16 protein-coding genes are annotated in these 17,792 nt (G+C 51.3%); 6 read left to right on the forward strand and 10 right to left on the reverse strand.

Features of this window, described 5'->3' with window-relative positions; all coding sequences use genetic code 11:
- The first annotated feature begins 348 nt into the window (after nucleotides 1-348).
- On the forward strand, nucleotides 349-1,452 hold the full coding sequence (mnmH, locus tag ACJJI8_RS03430) for a tRNA 2-selenouridine(34) synthase MnmH (RefSeq protein WP_444934279.1): 1,104 nt from the start codon (nucleotides 349-351) through the stop codon (nucleotides 1,450-1,452).
- 6 nt (nucleotides 1,453-1,458) lie between these two features.
- Here the strand turns inward: mnmH and ACJJI8_RS03435 are convergent, their stop codons facing one another.
- The 9 genes from ACJJI8_RS03435 to ACJJI8_RS03475 form a co-directional block, all read right to left on the reverse strand.
- Nucleotides 1,459-2,388 (reverse strand): SDR family oxidoreductase, encoded by a 930-nt coding sequence (locus ACJJI8_RS03435; protein ID WP_413663457.1) that lies wholly within the window; start codon nucleotides 2,386-2,388, stop codon nucleotides 1,459-1,461.
- A gap of 23 nt (nucleotides 2,389-2,411) precedes the next feature.
- On the reverse strand, nucleotides 2,412-2,786 hold the full coding sequence (locus ACJJI8_RS03440; protein ID WP_108734658.1) for a VOC family protein: 375 nt from the start codon (nucleotides 2,784-2,786) through the stop codon (nucleotides 2,412-2,414).
- Nucleotides 2,787-2,841: 55 nt separating this feature from the next.
- Nucleotides 2,842-3,210, reverse strand: a complete 369-nt coding sequence (locus ACJJI8_RS03445) for a DUF2750 domain-containing protein (protein WP_444895989.1) — start codon at nucleotides 3,208-3,210, stop codon at nucleotides 2,842-2,844.
- 61 nt (nucleotides 3,211-3,271) lie between these two features.
- A complete protein-coding gene (gene rlmD, locus ACJJI8_RS03450) occupies nucleotides 3,272-4,633 on the reverse strand; it encodes a 23S rRNA (uracil(1939)-C(5))-methyltransferase RlmD (protein WP_444934280.1) in 1,362 nt (453 codons plus the stop codon).
- Between the two features lie 43 nt (nucleotides 4,634-4,676).
- Nucleotides 4,677-5,384, reverse strand: coding sequence for a M48 family metallopeptidase (locus ACJJI8_RS03455; protein WP_444915426.1), 708 nt, complete (start codon nucleotides 5,382-5,384; stop codon nucleotides 4,677-4,679).
- 33 nt (nucleotides 5,385-5,417) lie between these two features.
- Entirely contained in the window at nucleotides 5,418-5,846 is a 429-nt protein-coding gene (locus tag ACJJI8_RS03460; protein WP_444892114.1) for a hotdog fold thioesterase, read from the reverse strand.
- Nucleotides 5,847-5,929: 83 nt separating this feature from the next.
- On the reverse strand, nucleotides 5,930-6,544 hold the full coding sequence (locus ACJJI8_RS03465) for a DUF2799 domain-containing protein (protein WP_444895986.1): 615 nt from the start codon (nucleotides 6,542-6,544) through the stop codon (nucleotides 5,930-5,932).
- Between the two features lie 60 nt (nucleotides 6,545-6,604).
- Nucleotides 6,605-7,255 carry an MBL fold metallo-hydrolase gene (locus ACJJI8_RS03470; protein ID WP_108734664.1) on the reverse strand — a complete coding sequence of 217 codons (651 nt, stop codon included), beginning with the start codon at nucleotides 7,253-7,255 and terminating at the stop codon, nucleotides 6,605-6,607.
- Between the two features lie 50 nt (nucleotides 7,256-7,305).
- Nucleotides 7,306-8,199, reverse strand: coding sequence for a hypothetical protein (locus ACJJI8_RS03475; RefSeq protein WP_444934281.1), 894 nt, complete (start codon nucleotides 8,197-8,199; stop codon nucleotides 7,306-7,308).
- A 434-nt stretch (nucleotides 8,200-8,633) separates the two neighbouring features.
- Here ACJJI8_RS03475 and malT point away from each other — a divergent pair, with 434 nt between their 5' ends.
- The 4 genes from malT to ACJJI8_RS03495 all read left to right on the forward strand — a co-directional run bounded on the left by malT (nucleotide 8,634) and on the right by ACJJI8_RS03495 (nucleotide 15,097).
- Nucleotides 8,634-11,348 carry an HTH-type transcriptional regulator MalT gene (gene malT / locus ACJJI8_RS03480; protein WP_444934282.1) on the forward strand — a complete coding sequence of 905 codons (2,715 nt, stop codon included), beginning with the start codon at nucleotides 8,634-8,636 and terminating at the stop codon, nucleotides 11,346-11,348.
- Nucleotides 11,349-11,557: 209 nt separating this feature from the next.
- Nucleotides 11,558-13,201, forward strand: coding sequence for an alpha-amylase family glycosyl hydrolase (locus ACJJI8_RS03485; protein ID WP_444934283.1), 1,644 nt, complete (start codon nucleotides 11,558-11,560; stop codon nucleotides 13,199-13,201).
- Nucleotides 13,202-14,171: 970 nt separating this feature from the next.
- Complete coding sequence (locus ACJJI8_RS03490) at nucleotides 14,172-14,582, forward strand: DUF6896 domain-containing protein (protein ID WP_444934284.1); 411 nt, start codon at nucleotides 14,172-14,174, stop codon at nucleotides 14,580-14,582.
- A 74-nt stretch (nucleotides 14,583-14,656) separates the two neighbouring features.
- Nucleotides 14,657-15,097, forward strand: a complete 441-nt coding sequence (locus ACJJI8_RS03495) for a hypothetical protein (protein ID WP_444934285.1) — start codon at nucleotides 14,657-14,659, stop codon at nucleotides 15,095-15,097.
- Between the two features lie 72 nt (nucleotides 15,098-15,169).
- Here ACJJI8_RS03495 and ltrA read toward each other — a convergent pair whose 3' ends face one another.
- Nucleotides 15,170-16,441, reverse strand: coding sequence for a group II intron reverse transcriptase/maturase (gene ltrA, locus ACJJI8_RS03500; protein ID WP_444934286.1), 1,272 nt, complete (start codon nucleotides 16,439-16,441; stop codon nucleotides 15,170-15,172).
- A gap of 676 nt (nucleotides 16,442-17,117) precedes the next feature.
- Between ltrA and ACJJI8_RS03505 the strand changes: the two genes are divergently transcribed.
- Nucleotides 17,118-17,426: a hypothetical protein gene (locus ACJJI8_RS03505; RefSeq protein ID WP_444934287.1), complete on the forward strand. Its 309-nt coding sequence runs from the start codon at nucleotides 17,118-17,120 to the stop codon at nucleotides 17,424-17,426.
- Nucleotides 17,427-17,792 lie beyond the last annotated feature (366 nt).

Below are 17,792 nucleotides of genomic sequence, written 5' to 3' on the forward strand. Positions count from 1 at the left end.
TTTATCCTCTATACATGCAGGAGCAACCCGCCCATTATGTAATCCAAATGCTTCCAGGATTTTTAAATCCGCTGCAATAATTCAGGGAAGCTAAGATTTACCTTCTGTGACCTGAAATCGCATTAGGTTCAAAAAGTAAATGTAAACACTGAGCTATCGAGCAATAAATTAAAAAAGTATTCTCTCATACTGAGCATTAATTTCCGGTGTAAATATCAAGCTGTCATCTAACGCTAAGCACATCATATATTGCATATACAAGTAGCTTCTTCAGTTGCCATAGGCCTGGAAAGAAAATGGAGATACAATCAAATACCACCTACTTCCTAAATAAGCAGGAGTGCTACCTTGCGGACCGATACTGCGAATTACACGGACATCTTCCTGAATGATATTCCGCTGATGGACGTACGCGCCCCAGTTGAGTTTGTTCGCGGCGCTTTCCCTTCCGCAAGAAATCACCCCCTGCTTGACAATCACCAACGTGAACTGATCGGGACTGAGTACAAGAACAAAGGCCAGCAAGCAGCAATTGACCTTGGCTGGCGTTTAGCAACAGATGAAGTGCGAAGCTTATGTCTTTCACAATGGAGCGCATTTATACGTAAACAACCCCAAGGTTACCTCTACTGTTTCCGAGGCGGTTTACGCTCCCGAATGACACAAAAACTGCTACGCTCGAATAATATTGAATACCCGATAGTAGAGGGTGGCTATAAAGCCATGCGGCAGTTCCTGTTAAACAAGCTGGAAAAGCATTGTACCCAGCTGCCCTTTATCGTTGTTGCTGGTCACACCGGCAGTGGCAAAACAGAATTAATCCAGGCTGCGCGGCGGTATATCGACCTTGAGGGGATCGCAAAACATCGAGGTTCTAGCTTTGGACGCACCAGTAGTAGCCAACCTTCACAAATCGATTTTGAAAATCAGATCAGTATCGACCTGCTGAAGCTTTCCCAGCAGGCAGGTGCTATTGCGATTGAAGATGAAAGCCGTCTAATTGGACGCTGCGCACTTCCTCCAGTATTGCAAACCGCCATGAAGGCCGCTCCCCGGGTTCTTGTCGAGGAGCCATTGGAAACACGGGCACAGCGCATTGTGCAAGATTATGTTCACGAGGGCTTAGAGCGCTTTAAAAGCAGTGAAAAATCAGCAGCTGAATCTTTGGGGGAAGAATTACATCTCAATCTCAATAAAATCAGTAAACGCCTGGGAGGGCTGCGCTACAAGCAGCTCAACGAAGCCTTAGCTTCAGCTAACCAAGAATTACTGAGAACGAATAATAGTGATGTGTACATCCCTATCGTGGTGTCACTGTTGCAAGAATACTATGACGGCAGCTACGACCATCTTATGAAAAAATCGGAACAGAAAATTCTGTATCGAGGCAACTACAACGAAGTACAACAGTGGTTGAAGGAGTCCAACCACTCACTGCAAAAACCAGAATAACAATCCTCAGCTTTTGTGAGCGAGGCGATTTAATTTAAATCTCCGCATTAAAAACCAGTCCCTAAAACTGCGCGGCAGCCAGCGTGCCATCCAGGGCAACAGGCTGCTGCGGTTGCCAATACGCACCAAAGGACGAGCGCGTTTTCGCAGCAGCTCACGCACCAGCTTTTTGGCCAGTGTGCTTGCCAATGTAGCATTCTGTTGGGACTCCTGGGCACGGGCCCTAACCGCCTCTTCCTGCCGTTTATACAGGGAGTCCGGCGGCAAAAGACCGCGCAGGGATGTCTCAGCGTGGCGACCAAATTCCGATGCGATCGCGCCGGGTTGGACCGTCATTACCCGAATGCCAAAGGGTTTTAGTTCAAGTCGCAAAACATCAGAAATGGAGTGTAGGGCCGCTTTAGAAGCACAATAGGCACCAGAGAAAGGTGTGGGCATTACCCCGGAAACCGAGCCGATATTACACACAATTCCGCCCTGCTCCGAACGCATTAAAGGTACACAGGCCCTAATCAAAGCGAGAGGGGCAAATACATTGGTTCGGAACTGCTTTTCCAGTGCTCGCGTGTCCAGTTCCAGCAGCGGCCCCATCTGACCGTAACCGGCGTTATTGACCAAAATATCGAGCCGCCCGTATGCCGCTTTTACTGCGTGAACCACTCGATTGATATCCGCCTGGGAATTCACATCCAGAGCCTCTGTTGCAATTCCCAAGTCCGCCAGCTCCTGTAAACTTTCCGGGCGGCGCGCCGTGGCAATCACTATGGTTCCCCGGCGATGTAGTGCCAAAGCCAGCTCCCGCCCAATACCGCTTGAGCAGCCGGTAATTAAAGCCACTCGATCCGGAACCACATAACCCCGCCCAATTTGCGCAAGGCTTTCCGCAGCAAAACTTCGATTGGGAGAACGAAATCTGGAAATGGGCGGCTTATCCACAGGAACTGCTCCGTTTAATGGTCCTATCTCTCAATGGGCGTTTGCAGGTACTCAATCAATCCGAAAACATTGCCATAGGGGTCGAGAAAGCTCGCCATCAGCACACGTCCAGAAACTTCCTCTATATCCGTGTGCTGGCGCACCCCCATAGTACCGAGTCGCTCAATCTGCGCGGCCAAATCCAAAACCTGCCAGTAAGCAACTACACCATCGGCCCGGCTGATCGCACTGCGCGCATCGGCATTTAATCCGAGTTCGCAATCACCAATACTAAACGCCGCATAGCTATCGCTTTCATAGCTGGGTTTCTGTTCGAGTACCTGCGTATACCAGGCCACAGCCTCGGTAATGTTGGCAACTCCGTAGACTGTTTTGCGCAAGCCAAGAATCTGCCCCATTTGAGACACCCCGTTGAGTAATTTTTATCCACTGGGTGGGGCACTCTGGCGCAGTTTATTGCAGCTCTTGCTCCAATTGCTCCAGTAGGTCCAGGGGTTCCATCTCAACCCCTTCCAGTTCGGCGTTCCAGTTTATCCCCACCAATAAGACATCTTCATGCATGCCGGTGAGCCAGTCATCCATAAATTCTTCCAGGTCAATTGCCACGGCCTCATAGTCAGCCCAGTCTCCTTCGCAGTGGTCTTGTGCAAATTCTCTTTGCGACCAAAAGGGCATAACCTCGGTATCGGCCCGCTTTTCAGACTCACAAAGTGCAAAGCCCTCCTCACCCTGCAGGGCCCAGACGCAGCCCTGGCCTACAGCTTCAGGCAAAAAGCGCGCGCAATTATCTTCAAAATTATCGGTTAGGGTTTCGCTTTGCATAACAACTTCGCTTAAACGGTTTTACCGCAGTTTACGTTAGTTTTCCCGGCCTCAATAGGCCCTAAATTCTGTCGAATACTGCCATCGACTCAACATGATCGGTATGGGGAAACATATCCATGACACCCGCCTTACTCAACCGGTACCCCAACTTCACCAATTCACCGGCATCCCGAGCCAGCGTGGCCGGGTTACAGGAGACGTAGACGATCCTACTGGCAGAAAATCGCGCCAACCCGCGCACAGCCTCCAGAGCGCCGTCTCTCGGAGGGTCCAACAAGATTTTATCGAAACCTTCTTCTGCCCAAGGCGCACCTGCCATTTTTTCGTTCAGGTCGGCAGAATAAAATTGCACATTTTGTAATTGGTTCAAAGCGGCATTGTCCACACCCCGTTGAGTTAAAGCGCCGACACCTTCGACCCCGATCACTTCCGCTGCACGACGCGCCAATGGCAGGGTAAAATTCCCTAACCCGCAAAATAAATCCAATACGCGCTCGGAGGGTTGCGGATCGAGTAACTCAACGGCTCGACTCACCATCTGCCGATTTATCGCAAAATTTACCTGCACAAAATCCTGCGGTTTAAATCTCAGCGTCAGGTCAAATTCCGGCAACTGATAACTTAGATAAGCAGCTCCTTCTGTCGGCCAGATTCTCTCCAGGGAAGCATCACTGCCACCTTGTATATACAGGTGTATACTAGTGCTTTTAGCAAATGCTAACCAGAGCGCCAAGTCCTTATCTGACAGGGGCTTTAAATGGCGGAGCACCAGAGCTGTCACATCATCTCCAACCGCCACTTCCAGATGAGAAAAGTTTGCCCGGCCTTCACTTTCGCCAACAAGTTTTTTTAGCGACCCTAAATGTTCGGCAATTTTTGTATGTAGTACCGGGCACTCATCAATATCTACCAAATCATTGCTGTGCTTTTTTCGAAAACCAAAAAGCATCTCACCACCCTGGGATTTTTTCAATTTGCGAATGCCGATACGGGCCTTGCGCCGATAACCATAGGCATCAGCGGTTAACGGCGGCAGTATTTCTTCGGGTTCAATACCACCAAAGCGCGACAACTGATCCAAAAGAATTTTTTGCTTTTCAATAATTTGTGCCGATGGCTCCAGGTGCTGAACCGAACAGCCTCCACATGAATCCACATAGGCGCACTGCGGCGCGCACCGATCCGCTGAAGCCGATAGGATTTCCTCAACAATTCCCTCATCAAAACGGCCGCGCCGTGCGGTATAGCGGAATTTAACCTGCTCTCCCGGTAAGGCACTATCAATAAACACCGTTTTGCCACCCACCCGGGCAATACCGCGCATATCGTGACTAAATTTTTCTATTGTCGCTTCAGCGCGGCTCGGCAAGTTTTTTTTAACCGGCTTGCGGCCAGTAATAAAACGGGGCTTCTTACTCATAATTAATTGGGAGAATTCAGTACAACTAAAGAATAGAAAAAAGTTACAGGGTCAGGCGGTGACCGTTATCGCGCAACCAGCGGCGCAACTCTTTAAATCTGGGGCACACACTTTGGACTAAATCCCAGAAAGCGCGGCTGTGGTTATGATGTTGCAAATGGCAGACCTCGTGAGCCACCAGGTAATCCACCACCGGCTCAGGAGCGAGACAAACAAGCCAGTTAAACTGCAGCTCACCGCGGATACTGCAGTGACCCCATTTGCTTTTGGTGCGACGGACTTTTACTGATGAAATACTTAACCCCAGCTGCTCGGCCAACACATGGGATTTTTGCGTTAACAATGCCAATGCTTCCCGCTGGTAAAGGCGTTGTAAAGCGGTTTGCAGCTGTGTGTTATCGGGCTGGCGATAGCGGGTATAAAGCCTGATAGCACCATCGCCAATACCGGCACTTTTACTGCTCATTGCACGCTCTAAGGGAAGCTGCTGTCCCAGCCAGGGAAAACTCTCACCAAAAGCGTACTGATATTGCGGCACCTGCGCGGCGCGCCGGTCGGCTGCGAGTAATTGCGCTCTCACCCACTGGATATTTTCCTGCAGGAATTCATGCCCATAACGGGCTGCACAACGCTGTGGAATTCGCACTTCCACACCACCGGAAGACAGTACCAGTCCCAGTCGCTTGCGCCGGCTCGAGCGCACCAAGCGATAGGGAATATCTTCAAAAATAAAATCCTGGGCCTGTTTCAAGCGGGATCTCCACTCGCAACCCAGGAGCTAATACTAGGCACCATGAGCTACAACAGCCATGGTAATGCGAGAAATACAACTGAGTTTACCATTGGGCGCATAGATCAGAATTTCCCACACCTGGCTGCTGCGCCCAATATGCACGGGTTTTGCACGACCTCGAACCTCTCCCTCGGGGACAGGGCGCAGATGATTGGCGTTAACTTCCTGACCGACACAATAAAATTTATCGGTATCCACTAATAAGTTGGCACCTATGGAACCCAGTGTCTCCGACAATACGACATTGGCACCACCATGCAAAATACCGAAGGGCTGGCGAGTGCGATGGTCTACGGGCAAGGTCCCTTCCAGGTAATCATCGCCAATTTCCGTAATTTCCATTCCCAGGTAGCCGGGCATGCATTGGGATATTCCCTGGTTCAGTTCTTCCAGTGAAGGATCTAAATGCCAAATTGCCATTACAATAAATCTCTTGTGCGTGTGATACCGGAGCATTAACCCGGACTTCTTTACTTACATTCAGGACCAATAAATTTTTCTACTTACCAATAAAATAATCTGGCAGAAAAAAATCCGGGGGGATAATAGCCGGGCGTTAAATGCGTGGGGCCAAACAAGCCATAACGAAACAACTCCATATCCAACATCCGCAGCTCCCAGCGAAGGCGGCTGCGCTGCAAGTACAATGCCTGGGCCTGGGCTTCACTATCAGTGTTCCGATAGGCGTAATGCAGGGAAAGTAACTCGCGCTCTAAATTATCCCGGCGCCACAAAAGGCGCTGGTAATGCTGCTCTATACGGTATTCAGCGAGACCGCGCTCGTAATTCTGTAAAAACAAATCAGCAGTAGGGCCAGTGCAAACCCCTTGGTAATTACGTCCCCTACGCCCCTGGTGATAGCCATTTTCAGCAGTGCAGTAAGTCTCTACACCCTCTTCATGGCCCTGCAGCCATGCATCGCTATCCACATGCATATCGTAGCTGTCACACTCTTGGGCAATATCGTACACCAGCGACTGTGAGCGACCGCGAGCGCCGTCTTGCAGGCCCCGCTCATACCAGAGCCCCGCGCGGCACTCCTCTTCGGAAATTACTGCGCAGCCGCTTAACCCCAGCACCAGCAAGGCGAGAAAAAGACGTATTTTTCCTGCAAACATAAAATGGGACTCCCGGCCCGGCGCTGTACTTCCCGCCTGTTATTGGAATCCAGGTATCACTTAACCAAAGCGCTTGTCGGCGACAAAAGGATTGGTTTGGCGCTCCTGGCCAAAAGTGGACATGGGGCCATGCCCCGGTACAAATTGAACCTCATCACCCAGCGGCCATAGGCGCTCTTTGATAGAGCGAATCAGGGTATCGTGATCTCCCTGGGGGAAATCCGTGCGCCCGATCGAACCGGCAAACAAAACATCTCCCACCAGAGCCAACTGGCTGGGGCGGTGGAAGAAAATCACATGGCCGGGGGTATGGCCCGGGCAGTGGTGTACCTCCAGTTCCTGATCCCCTACAGTAACCGTATCTCCCTGCTCCAACCAGCGGTCTGGAGTAAATACTTCGACAGCGGGGAAACCAAACATCTGCGCCTGCATGGGCAACTGCTGAATCCAGAAATCATCGCCTTTATGCGGCCCCTCTATCGGCAGCTGGAGCTGCTTGGACAACGCCGCAGTGCCCCCTACATGGTCCAGGTGGCCGTGGGTCAGCAGGATTTTCTCCAGCTTGAGACCGCGCTCCTCCACCGCCGCCAGAATCTTATCGAGATCGCCACCGGGGTCGACAACAGCCGCGCGCTTACTGTCTTCACACCACAGCAACGAGCAGTTTTGCTGGAAAGGAGTAACCGGAACCAGGTGATATTGCAGCGACATAAGAGAGCGGCCCTTCATCTTTTACAGGAGACTGTTGAGGTAATTGGGGATTATACCGCGAGAGCCTGCTGAGAGGGTTGTGGATGCCGATGAGCGGGCTTATTCACTGTCTTGAGCAGGGAGCGCACATCCTCTATCAGCTGCTCAACAACTATCGGGTTCCGCCAGTAATCCTCAGGGGGCGAGGGAAAAGCCACTGGACTCAAAGCGCCGTGATCGCTGAGTGAACAAGTCTCATAATCACGGCACACCGCCTGGTTATAGGAGGGGCTCAGGGGTTTAAGGGGCCAGCCAAACAGGTCATTGGGGTGATAAAAATTCTTCCAGCGAAAATTGTATCCCCGGGAATTGGAGGTGACCGCCTGAATTTGCTCCCGGGGTCGATCGGCGCACCAGAGGGGCATTGTCGGCCCCAGGGTGTACCAATGGCTCAGGGTCTTGAGGCGCAAAAACCTCTCACGCGCCGACCCTTTGTGAACGCCTGCGGGACCACCATCACGCCAAACACCGCAACTGACATTGGGGCGCTGGGCATCCCAGAGGTAATTAGATAGGTTGATACAACCCACCGAATGGCTGACCAATATCACCGGGGCCCGCTCATCAACCTGATCAGCGGCCTTGGCCAGCGCCGCATAGATCTCGCGCTGGGTCTTTTCGTAGTTGCTATCCCGGCGATCCACACTGCCGGACTGCGCCGCCGTCTGCGACATCCCCAGGAGTAAATATTTTCGTGCACGCAGGAAGTCCAGCTCGCGTTTCTGCATACTCTCAAAGGTGCGTTCGATGTTACTCTGGAAGTGCTCCAGGCCGGGTAATTCAGCGCAGTAGAGACGCGACCACTCCTCCCCAAGCTCGGTTTCCAATGCCGAAAACAGTGGCTTTGCAAACGTGTTATCCACAGCCCCCATACCCGCAGCAGCAAGGATTACGATATCCGCCATGGCTTCCTCTTCTTATTATTCTATCGGCGCCTTCGCAGCGCTCGGCTTTTTTAATTGAATGAACATTGATGAAAACCCGCACAAGGGGCATTCTCACTGCCAAAGAAAAATCGAAAAAATACTGAAAGTGGCGCGAGGGGAAGCTGCACAATAATGCATCCCTTTACGAGCCGGTGTGGATACATCACAGTAAATATGAACTAACGTACCCACTAGTGAGCCGCAGAAACTGCATTGCGACGGGTTGAGATGACCGATTTAACCCGAATAGTAATATACTGCCCAAAGCTAAACCGGCGCCACTCCAATTTGCCACCCAAGAGGCAGAATCACCAGAAAGCTGGCCTATTACAGTGCTGTAACAATACCCGGGTCCTGGTGCATAATAGTGGCTGTACAAAAATCAAACATTTATAACAATCCCTCCCGCAGCGATGCTTTTAACTTCCAAATACAGCCTGCCGGATTGCCCCGAGCACGCCCTATCGCGCCCGCGCCTGCTGTCGGTTTTGAACCAATGCCACAGCGATCAACTGCTGCTGGTGACGGCTCCTGCGGGATACGGCAAAACCACGCTGGTTACCTCCTGGGCCTCACAGCAGGACAACCCGGTCGCCTGGTATACGCTGGATGCCAGCGATAATGAACCGAGCCAATTCTGCCGCTACCTGGTGGAAAGTGTGCACAGGGCGACCGGCAATGGTGTCCCCCAGACTCACCAGTTATTGTCCGCACCCCAGCGCCCGGACCCCTCGACTCTGGTGAGCCACCTGCTGTCGGAACTGCGGGGCCTGCCCAGCGAACTGCGCATCGTGCTGGATGACTACCACCAGATCGACAACCAGCAGGTACACGACACAACCCGCTTTTTGTTGCGCCACGCCCCCGCCGGTGTCGGTATTGTTCTCACCAGTCGCAGCCAACCGCCTTTGGGCCTGGCCACCCTGCGAGTTCAAGGACGATTACTGGAATTGGGCAGTAATGAGCTGGGCCTCAACATTGAGGAAATCGCCACCCTGCTCAAGCAGCGCCTGCCGTTTAATCTCGACGGCGACCGCGCAGCCCAACTGCATCACCTCAGTGAGGGCTGGCCCCCCGCCGTACAGCTATTCACTTTATCGGTGCGCGACAGCAACGAAGTGGATCGCTATCTGGCAGAGCTGGAGCAGGGCCACAGTCATATTCTCGATTACCTGGCTGAGGAAGTGCTGGAGCGGCTGGAACCCCAACTGCGCCAGCTCCTTTCCTGCACATCGATCCTCACCCGGGTTAACGCCCAGCTGGCGGAGCGCCTTACCGGTCGGCAAGATGGTCAGCAGTTGCTGGAAGAAGCCGCGCGCCGCGGGTTATTCCTGCAGGCGCAGGATTCAAGCCGCCAGTGGTTCCGCTTTCACCCGGTCTTCGCCCGCTTCCTGCAGCGGCAAATTAATGACCGCGAACACTTGCTGCAATTGCACAGCACTGCCTGTGATACCTGGCAAGAATTAGACCAGCCAGTGGAGGCCCTGCGCCACGCCCTGGCCGGCGGCGACCGCGAGCGGTTAAAGCAACTGCTCAACGATCGAGGAGAACAGCTTCTGCGCGCGGGGCAGTCGCGCCTGCTGCGGGACTGCCTCGACTGGCTCGGTGACGAAGCCCTGCAACACAGCGCCCGCTTTACCCTCCTGTCCGCAAAAATGGCGCGGGAGAATTTTGAATACGACCTGTGCGAGAAAAACCTGGCGGCCTCGGAAAGCTGGCTGCAGCGGGAGGATCCGGCACAGTGGCGCGACTTTGAAGGCGCCTTTGCCACCATGCGCGCCCAGGTGGCCATTGCCCGAGGGCAGACACTGCAAGCCAAGGAGTATGCTGAAGAAGCCCTGGCCCTACTCCGCGCAGACCAGCTGGGCGAGAGAATCTCTGCTCTGCTGGTCACCGGTGAGACCAGCTTCTGCCTGGGTGCCTTGCAAGAGGCCAACCGCTATATGCAGGAAGTTGAAGCCCTGGCGATCGCCGAACGGGATATCCCCAGCGCCGCCTGGGCCATCTGCCAACAGACAGAAATCGCCTTTGCCCAGGGCCTGCTGAAAAAAGCGTCCACGCTGCAGGAGAAGGTCCAAACCCTGGTGCAGAAAAATCACCTGTCTACACTGCCCATCTCGGAATTTGTGTGCCGGCTGCGCGGCCAGCTGCAATGGGAGTCCGGCGATCTGGAAGGTGCCGAGCAATCCGCTCGCCGAGGTATGCAAATCAACCGCCGGGTCGGCGAGCACTGGCTGCTGCCGGAGTACACCCTGCTGTTAAAAATCGCCCAGGCTCGGGGGGAGAAAGAGGAGTCCCTGGAGTGGCTAGAGCGTATCGAGCGGCTGCTCACAGACGGGCGCTACCACCGGGACTGGATCGCCAACGCCGATGCCACCCGCATCCGCACCTGGCGCGCCCTGGGCAATCAGCAGGCCATCGCAAGCTGGTTGGAACAGGCTACTCCCGTCGCCGACAGGCCCAGCAATCACTTTGAACAGTGCCACGGACGCAACCATGTGCGCGCGATGATTGAGCTGCACCACTGGTCCGATGCCAACCGCCTATTGAGCCGCCTAAAACAAGTCGCCAACGAGTGCGGCCTGGAAACAGATCGCCTGCGTAACCGGGTGCTGGAATCCCACCTGCTGTGGCTGAGGGAGCAATACCCCCAATCTGTGGAGGCTATTAGCGAAGCCCTGCTTCTCTCCCACGAACGGGATTTTCGCGCCAGCTTCCTGCAGATCGGCAAACCTTTAATCGTTATCCTGAAAGCCGCCCTGGAAAATGGCCTGGGAGAGGCGGAGTCCAGCAAAGCCCAACAACTGATCAAAGCGGCACAGCAGCAGCCAGAGCTGGACGGTGGTATTCGCATCGAACTGGATGACACCATTATCCGCGAGATACTGGCCAGCGATGCCGTGCCAGACTTCCTGCGCCACTCCCCGCTCACCCCGAGGGAATGGCAGGTACTGAATGCGATTCACTCGGGGCTGTCGAACGAGAAAATCGCCCGTCACTTTAAGGTGGCGCCGAGCACCATCAAGACCCATATTCGCAGCCTCTACCAAAAGCTGGACGTCAAGGATCGCCAGGAGGCCATCGCCCTGGCCGAGCAAATGCTTCGCTCGGTCCAGGACAAACCCTAAACAGTCCTGCTCCAGCGGCACAGGGACGTGCCCACTATGCTCCTCATCCCCGCCTGCCGATACCAAGCCACCCAAGGCCAGTCACCCTTTACCCCCCTCTCCCCCCTCGCCGGGGAGGAGGAAGCCCGCCAATGACTGCTCCATACTCACCCTATCCTTTAAAGGTGGACTATCTCCACATTTCAAATAATGAAACAAGGCAGTAATCCATGAGCGGCAACAGCTATGAGTGGTGGCGCAATAGCGTTATTTATCAGATTTACCCACGCAGCTTCTGCGACGCCAACGGAGATGGCATCGGTGATATTCCCGGAATTACGCAAAAACTGGATTATGTAAAATCCCTCGGCGTAGACGCCATCTGGATCTCACCCTTTTTTAAATCGCCGATGGTGGATTTTGGCTATGACGTTGCCGACTACCGCGATGTAGACCCTATTTTTGGCAACCTGGAAGATTTCGACCGGATGATCAAAGCGGCCCACGAGCGCGGCCTGAAAGTGATTATCGACCAAATCCTCAGCCACACCTCAGACCAGCACCCCTGGTTCCAGGAGAGCCGCGCCAACCGCGACAACCCCAAAGCGGACTGGTATGTATGGGTTGATCCCCAAGAAGATGGCACCCCTCCCAACAATTGGGTCTCCGTATTCGGAGGAGGCTCCTGGCGCTGGTGTACCCGCCGCCGCCAGTACTATTTGGCCAACTTCCTCAAGGAACAGCCGGACCTGAATGTGCACAACCCGGAAGTCCAGGAGCAGTTGCTCGCCGATATGAAGTTCTGGCTCGATCGGGGTGTAGATGGTTTCCGACTGGATGCGGTCAACTTTATTTTCCATCAGCAGGCCCTGGCCAATAACCCGGCGCGCCCGCTCAAGCTCGACGAGAAAGGCCTGCCACCAGTCAATCACTACGACTACCAGTGGCACCAGAATGATAAATCCCAGCCGGAAAACCTAGTGTTTCTCCAGCGGGTAAGACAGTTAATGGATCAATATCCCGGCACTGTGACCGTGGGCGAAGTTGGCGACGACAACACCCACAAGATCATGGCTGAGTACACTACGGAAAAACGCCTGCACATGGCTTATTCCTTCGATCTATTGACCGAGGATTGCAGTGCGGGCTTCCTGCGCGAAACCCTGGAAAAAAACCGCGACGTAATCGACAAGGGCTGGCCCTGCTGGTCGATCAGCAATCACGATGTACCCCGCTCAATAACCCGCTGGAACAAAGGCTTTAACGACGATCAAGCCGATGCCAGAGCCCCGCTGTTCCTGCTGATGCAATTGGCACTGCGCGGCAGTGTCTGCCTCTATCAAGGGGAAGAACTGGGCCTGCCGGAAGCGGAAATTGCCTATGAAGATCTAGTGGACCCCTACGGCATTAATTTGTGGCCGGAATTCAAAGGCCGCGACGGCTGCCGTACACCGATGCCCTGGACCAATACCAGCGAAGACAACGCTGGCTTTTCTACAGCAAAACCCTGGCTGCCCGTTTCAACGGAGCACCAGCTGCGAGCGGTAGAAGTGCAGCAAGACACTCAGCGCTCCATGCTCAACCGCTTCCGCGCATTGATCGATTGGCACCGGGAGCTACCCCAATCGTTGGCGACAGCAGAGCAGGAAGTGATCGACACGGGCAGTGATTTGTTTGCTTTTGTAAGGCGCAGCGACAGCGAAGAAATGCTGGTTGTTCTCAACCTGGGGCAAAACAGTGGCACCCTGGAACTACCTGCCGAGTTCTCCTGTGCGCACAATATTACCCCGGCATTATTTGCTGGCAATGCGGAAGGAAATAGCTTAGAGCTAGCTGCCGCAGACGCCTGTGTGCTGCTGCGTAAAAAAGCCTGATTGATTAGCAATATTTAAAAGATGCCCAGCTCATATTCGAGCCTGGGCATCGAGTAAGAATTACAGTCTCTCTGCAACGTCTCCTCCTTTCGACGTCTGCTTTCCCGCCGGCACAATGCCGGCTTTTTTCTCCTTAACTCCAATAACTCATCATCTATTGCCTGCAATACAAAAAGCCAGATAAAAATATTCGATGTGACTCCCCTCTCAACGTAAGTCTTCGCTATTGGAAATAACCAAATGCAAGGCCAAAATCATCAACTAATGAAAAATACCAACTCATCGAGTTAAGAATCCTTCAATCTCAATTTAAAGCACTACCACTGGAGAGTCACGTCATATGATTTTTCAAATTAAAAATTGAAAAATTCAAAACGTTTATATAAAACCGATAATAGGACTTATATTTTAGCTACTTCGAAATGGGACTGTCCTTCCTTGAAGTACAAGGTGAGAGAGGCTTCTCGCAACCTTCCCACCCTATCAGTGAGACTAGTTTCCTTAACAAAATATATGAATTGCTTCTCCCAGTGAGTATAAGTTTACCTCTTCTTTCTAAAACAACCGTACTTAATTTCAAATATGCTACCAGGAGACTCCCGTGAAGCATTCAGTCTTACTTGGTACTTAACCGCGAATATCTTCCATAACATTGCTATTCAAACTGTCTTATATACAGCATTTCATATCTTGTTCTACTTTCAATATAAGAATTCAAGAGAAGCTTCTCCTATTTCTGGAGAGAGCGGGCTAAGTCATTGACTTTAAAGGGGGTGGCACTATTGTCACGAGCAAGAAAAGCAGGTAGATATATAGCCGCTGTTATATATCTACCTTTTGAGGATTGCGCCAGAGCCTCTAACCTACTGATATTGTTATATTTTCTGGTTAATCTTGGATGACTGCAGCAGAAATATATAGAAGGGTGATATAAAGACGCTTCTTTTGAATTAACTGTTATGTGTAAATCATGAATACTGAACTTCGAAAAATCATCTCTGACTTCAAAGAAAAAGTTGAAGAGGCCAATGAGCTACTAAAGAGGTATCTTGAGATTGATGAACCTCATAATTGGGGGCCGCCTATTGAGCAGGTTGGCATGCTTGGAGGGAAGCATAAGTACTTTTTTCACGGTATTGGCTGTAAAGTTCATATCAGTAAAAAAGACATTGTTGACTTCGACTATGGAGCCAATGGTCGTATTGATGGTTTCGATGAGTGGAGACTATGTGGCTTCGTTCGTACTCGTAGCAAGCAATATCCCAATGTAAAAGAAAGTGATATTAAACAATGGTTTCAAGAGGCTATTGAAGCCAAAGAAATAAAGAAAGCGGATCCGAGAGAATATGGCAATTTGTACTATCTCGTGCAAAACACATAACAAAGCAAGGCAAAATCGCCCTGCGGGCTGGACGCGCTAACGCGCGCCTTTGCTTGCGGCGTTATGTGTAAACCATGATTGACCGAGAATCTAGAAATAAACTTGCTGAGCTTATTCGTCGCTTGGTTGCTGGCATAATTACAAATGACGAGTTTGAAGATGCTTTACCTCAGTCAAAAGATGATGCTGTATGGGAGGTTTTTCATCACGGGGTTTGGTGTCTGTACAGCGATATGAAAGAGTATAAACTTAGAGGCAAAGAGGCACTTTCCAATGAAGAGCGGTCTGTTGTAGCGCGTTGGATTCTTTTCCTAAAGTCAGATATTGAGTATAAGTGGCCCTCTGCTCGTTTCAGAGACAGATTTCTTAACTCAATCAGTTTCGGAGCTTTCGGGCAAAGCACTCTCGAAAAGTGGCAAGAACATGGTGAGTTGGCATATTGGCCTTTCACTGATATCGCTCAGTACAACAAGGCAAAACTGGGTAAAGGGTATCTCGGTGCCAAAAATACATAAATCGGGTAGCCAGTAGTTTCTAGCTACCGGCCCCCACACCACCCATCGTGCGGGTCCGCAATGGGCGGTTCCCTACCCGTAATGAATTTCTACCCAGCGATCACGTAACGAGACCAACCCCATCTTTTGGAAAACCTCATTGTTTAGTGCAATATGAATACCTTCTGTCTTTGCATTTCGCCAGTAACTTTTACCGGACGATCCACAAGTGACAGCCAGTGATTCACTCACACCCATGCGTAGCAAATTTCGAATTTTCGTTCTTACCCTACGCCAATTCTTCCAATAGCTCATTCTTAATCGCCGCCGTATCCAGCAGTCAAGATCAATACATTTTTGGTAGCCTTGTGCTATACCAAAATAATTAATCCAGCCACGGAGGAATACGGTAAGCTCTTTCATTTTCTTCTCCATCGAAATACCACGGGATCGCCCTGTAATCTGACGGACGTGATATTTAAATTGGCGCAGCGACTTATCATGCCAGACAAGCTTTGCTCCACTGAAAGAAAACCCCAGAAACTTACACCGGCTAACGGGGACTACTTGGCTTTTAGCATCGTTAACTTTGAGTTTAAGCTTGCGCTCAACAAAGCGTTTGATGCTGGCCATAACCCGTTCGCCGGCACGCTTAGAGGAAACGACAATCACGAAATCGTCCGCATAGCGGACGAAATTGTGTCGGCGTTTTTCCAGCTCTTTGTCGAGCAGATCGAGTACAATATTGGAGAGCAGCGGCGATAAAGGGCCACCTTGCGGCACCCCCTCATAACACGCTTGCCAACATCCATCTTCTACCCAGCCTACGCGCAAGTAGCTTGCGATCAGTTTGAGTAAACGCTTATCGTTAATTCTTTGGCCGAGTAAGCTCATGAGAAAGTCATGATTCACTCGATCGAAGAACTTGGATAGATCGACATCCACCGCTATTCGCTTGCCACCCTCGATATACTTTTGTAGCTTTTTCACCGCGTGATGCTGTGATCGCTTTGGCCGGAAGCCATAGCTAAACTCTGAAAAAGTCACATCGAAAATAGGGTTGATGATTTGCGCGATTGCTTGCTGAATAACACGATCAAAAATCGTAGGTATCCCTAGACCTCGCTGACCACCGTCTGACTTGCGAATGTAGACGCGTCTAACAGGCAGCGGCTGGTAATGACCTTGCCGAATGGCTTCGATAATTTCATCGCCGACTGCCTTGAAGTGCTGCACAAAATCATCAACGGTAATCCCATCAATGCCTGCGGCACCTTTATTCGCTCGAACGTGCTTCCATGCAGCATTGAGGTTTTCTTTGCTGAGGATAGCATCGAGTAGATTTTCATTTGAGTTGAGTGTCATGGCAGTGCGCTACGTCAATTTTATATCCGGCTGGCAACATATCGGTAGGCTAGCCCTGTCTTTTAACTCGTGGATTTTGGGTTCAGGCCTTCACCCTGTCCAAGGTATTAATCTTGGCATTTGGCTACTATGCCGTCGGCTGACTTCTGTTTAATCACCTTGATCATTACTGACCAAGGCGCCGCTGTGTCCCACCATTTTTGTCTACCCCACGATGGTGGCTAGCGAGTTGGGCCTATTTATGATTCAGCGGCCACGCTGACAGCTTCACAGCGGCAAGTTAAACAGATCTCCCCAGATAAGAACGTGAACTTTCACTACACAACTGCATCATTTACTCTACCCGTTAGACCACATGGCTTTGGTATCCTTGGCTACCTCGCCTCCAGGCTAAGCCTTATATGATGTTTCTGTTCGTCAGCTCGTAGTTTTGCTAGCGGCTTCCTCCCCACAAAACCTCGCGGTATTGCAGTTGCCATTCGCTAGTAGTTAGCATTTAATGGACCCATTAAATGGTGATCCTCCTACAGGGGACTTTCACCCCATTAGTTCACGCCCATGCTGGGCGTACCAAATCAATCAACTTCGCGCCTACGGCGCCGGACAGCTTGCTCTACGCTTCGCTTCGTTCCAGCTGCCGGTTATTGAGGCGTTATGTTTTTAGGAGATTGATGCGGTGACATGGATGATATTGGCTGCACCGGCAGCTATCGCGCTCATCGTTCTTCTTATTATTCGATTGTTTAGCAAGGTTGGAGGATACACCCTTTGTTGTCTGCTCTTCCTAGTCGGAGTCGCTCTATCTGTGTATGACTTCTATGCCAGTATTCTGAGTACGGAGCACTTGGCTGGTGACTGGGATTGGATTGGTATCGGGATCCTACTAGTAATGGGGCTAAGCGTGGTGGCTGGTTGCATTTTGTTTTTGGTGTATTGCGCACTCCATGCGGCACTTTCACAGAAATATAACAAAACCCAGTGGTAAAGCCAGCTTCGCTGTCTGGACAAATCAATGCGGCTGCGCCGCTATGGATGGCGTTAAATGAAGAAAGGAATCAAGACTACAGGAATACAATTACTGATCTTATTGGGCTTGTTTGTTGCTTCTATCGTTTGGTGGAGGCTTTGGTTTTACCAAGGCTTCGTTGGCCCCATTCCTTTCTTACATTGGTTTATCAGCGTGAATGGTGAGGCCTCGTATGACTTAACCTATTGTGAAATACTTATTCAACTTATACTGATTTGGCTATTATCTAATGTGTTTTACTATATAAAAAAACGTTATGGTAAGAGTATTTAACCACCTCAGGCACGCGACTCACTTTTCGTTCCGCCTTTCGGCTATACAAAT

This window comes from Microbulbifer maximicatervae (SeqCode), assembly GCF_052467695.1.

Excerpts from the sequence above, each read along its gene's own strand:
- rlmD (WP_444934280.1), bottom strand. The coding sequence starts at position 4,633 with ATGAGTAAGAAGCCCCGTTTTATTACTGGCCGCAAGCCGGTTAAAAAA.
- ACJJI8_RS03490 (WP_444934284.1), top strand. The coding sequence starts at position 14,172 with ATGAATACTGAACTTCGAAAAATCATCTCTGACTTCAAAGAAAAAGTT.
- ACJJI8_RS03495 (WP_444934285.1), top strand. The coding sequence starts at position 14,657 with ATGATTGACCGAGAATCTAGAAATAAACTTGCTGAGCTTATTCGTCGC.
- ACJJI8_RS03465 (WP_444895986.1), bottom strand. The coding sequence starts at position 6,544 with ATGTTTGCAGGAAAAATACGTCTTTTTCTCGCCTTGCTGGTGCTGGGG.
- ACJJI8_RS03475 (WP_444934281.1), bottom strand. The coding sequence starts at position 8,199 with ATGGCGGATATCGTAATCCTTGCTGCTGCGGGTATGGGGGCTGTGGAT.
- ACJJI8_RS03485 (WP_444934283.1), top strand. The coding sequence starts at position 11,558 with ATGAGCGGCAACAGCTATGAGTGGTGGCGCAATAGCGTTATTTATCAG.
- malT (WP_444934282.1), top strand. The coding sequence starts at position 8,634 with ATGCTTTTAACTTCCAAATACAGCCTGCCGGATTGCCCCGAGCACGCC.
- ACJJI8_RS03445 (WP_444895989.1), bottom strand. The coding sequence starts at position 3,210 with ATGCAAAGCGAAACCCTAACCGATAATTTTGAAGATAATTGCGCGCGC.
- ACJJI8_RS03440 (WP_108734658.1), bottom strand. The coding sequence starts at position 2,786 with ATGGGGCAGATTCTTGGCTTGCGCAAAACAGTCTACGGAGTTGCCAAC.
- ACJJI8_RS03470 (WP_108734664.1), bottom strand. The coding sequence starts at position 7,255 with ATGTCGCTGCAATATCACCTGGTTCCGGTTACTCCTTTCCAGCAAAAC.
- ACJJI8_RS03460 (WP_444892114.1), bottom strand. The coding sequence starts at position 5,846 with ATGGCAATTTGGCATTTAGATCCTTCACTGGAAGAACTGAACCAGGGA.
- ltrA (WP_444934286.1), bottom strand. The coding sequence starts at position 16,441 with ATGACACTCAACTCAAATGAAAATCTACTCGATGCTATCCTCAGCAAA.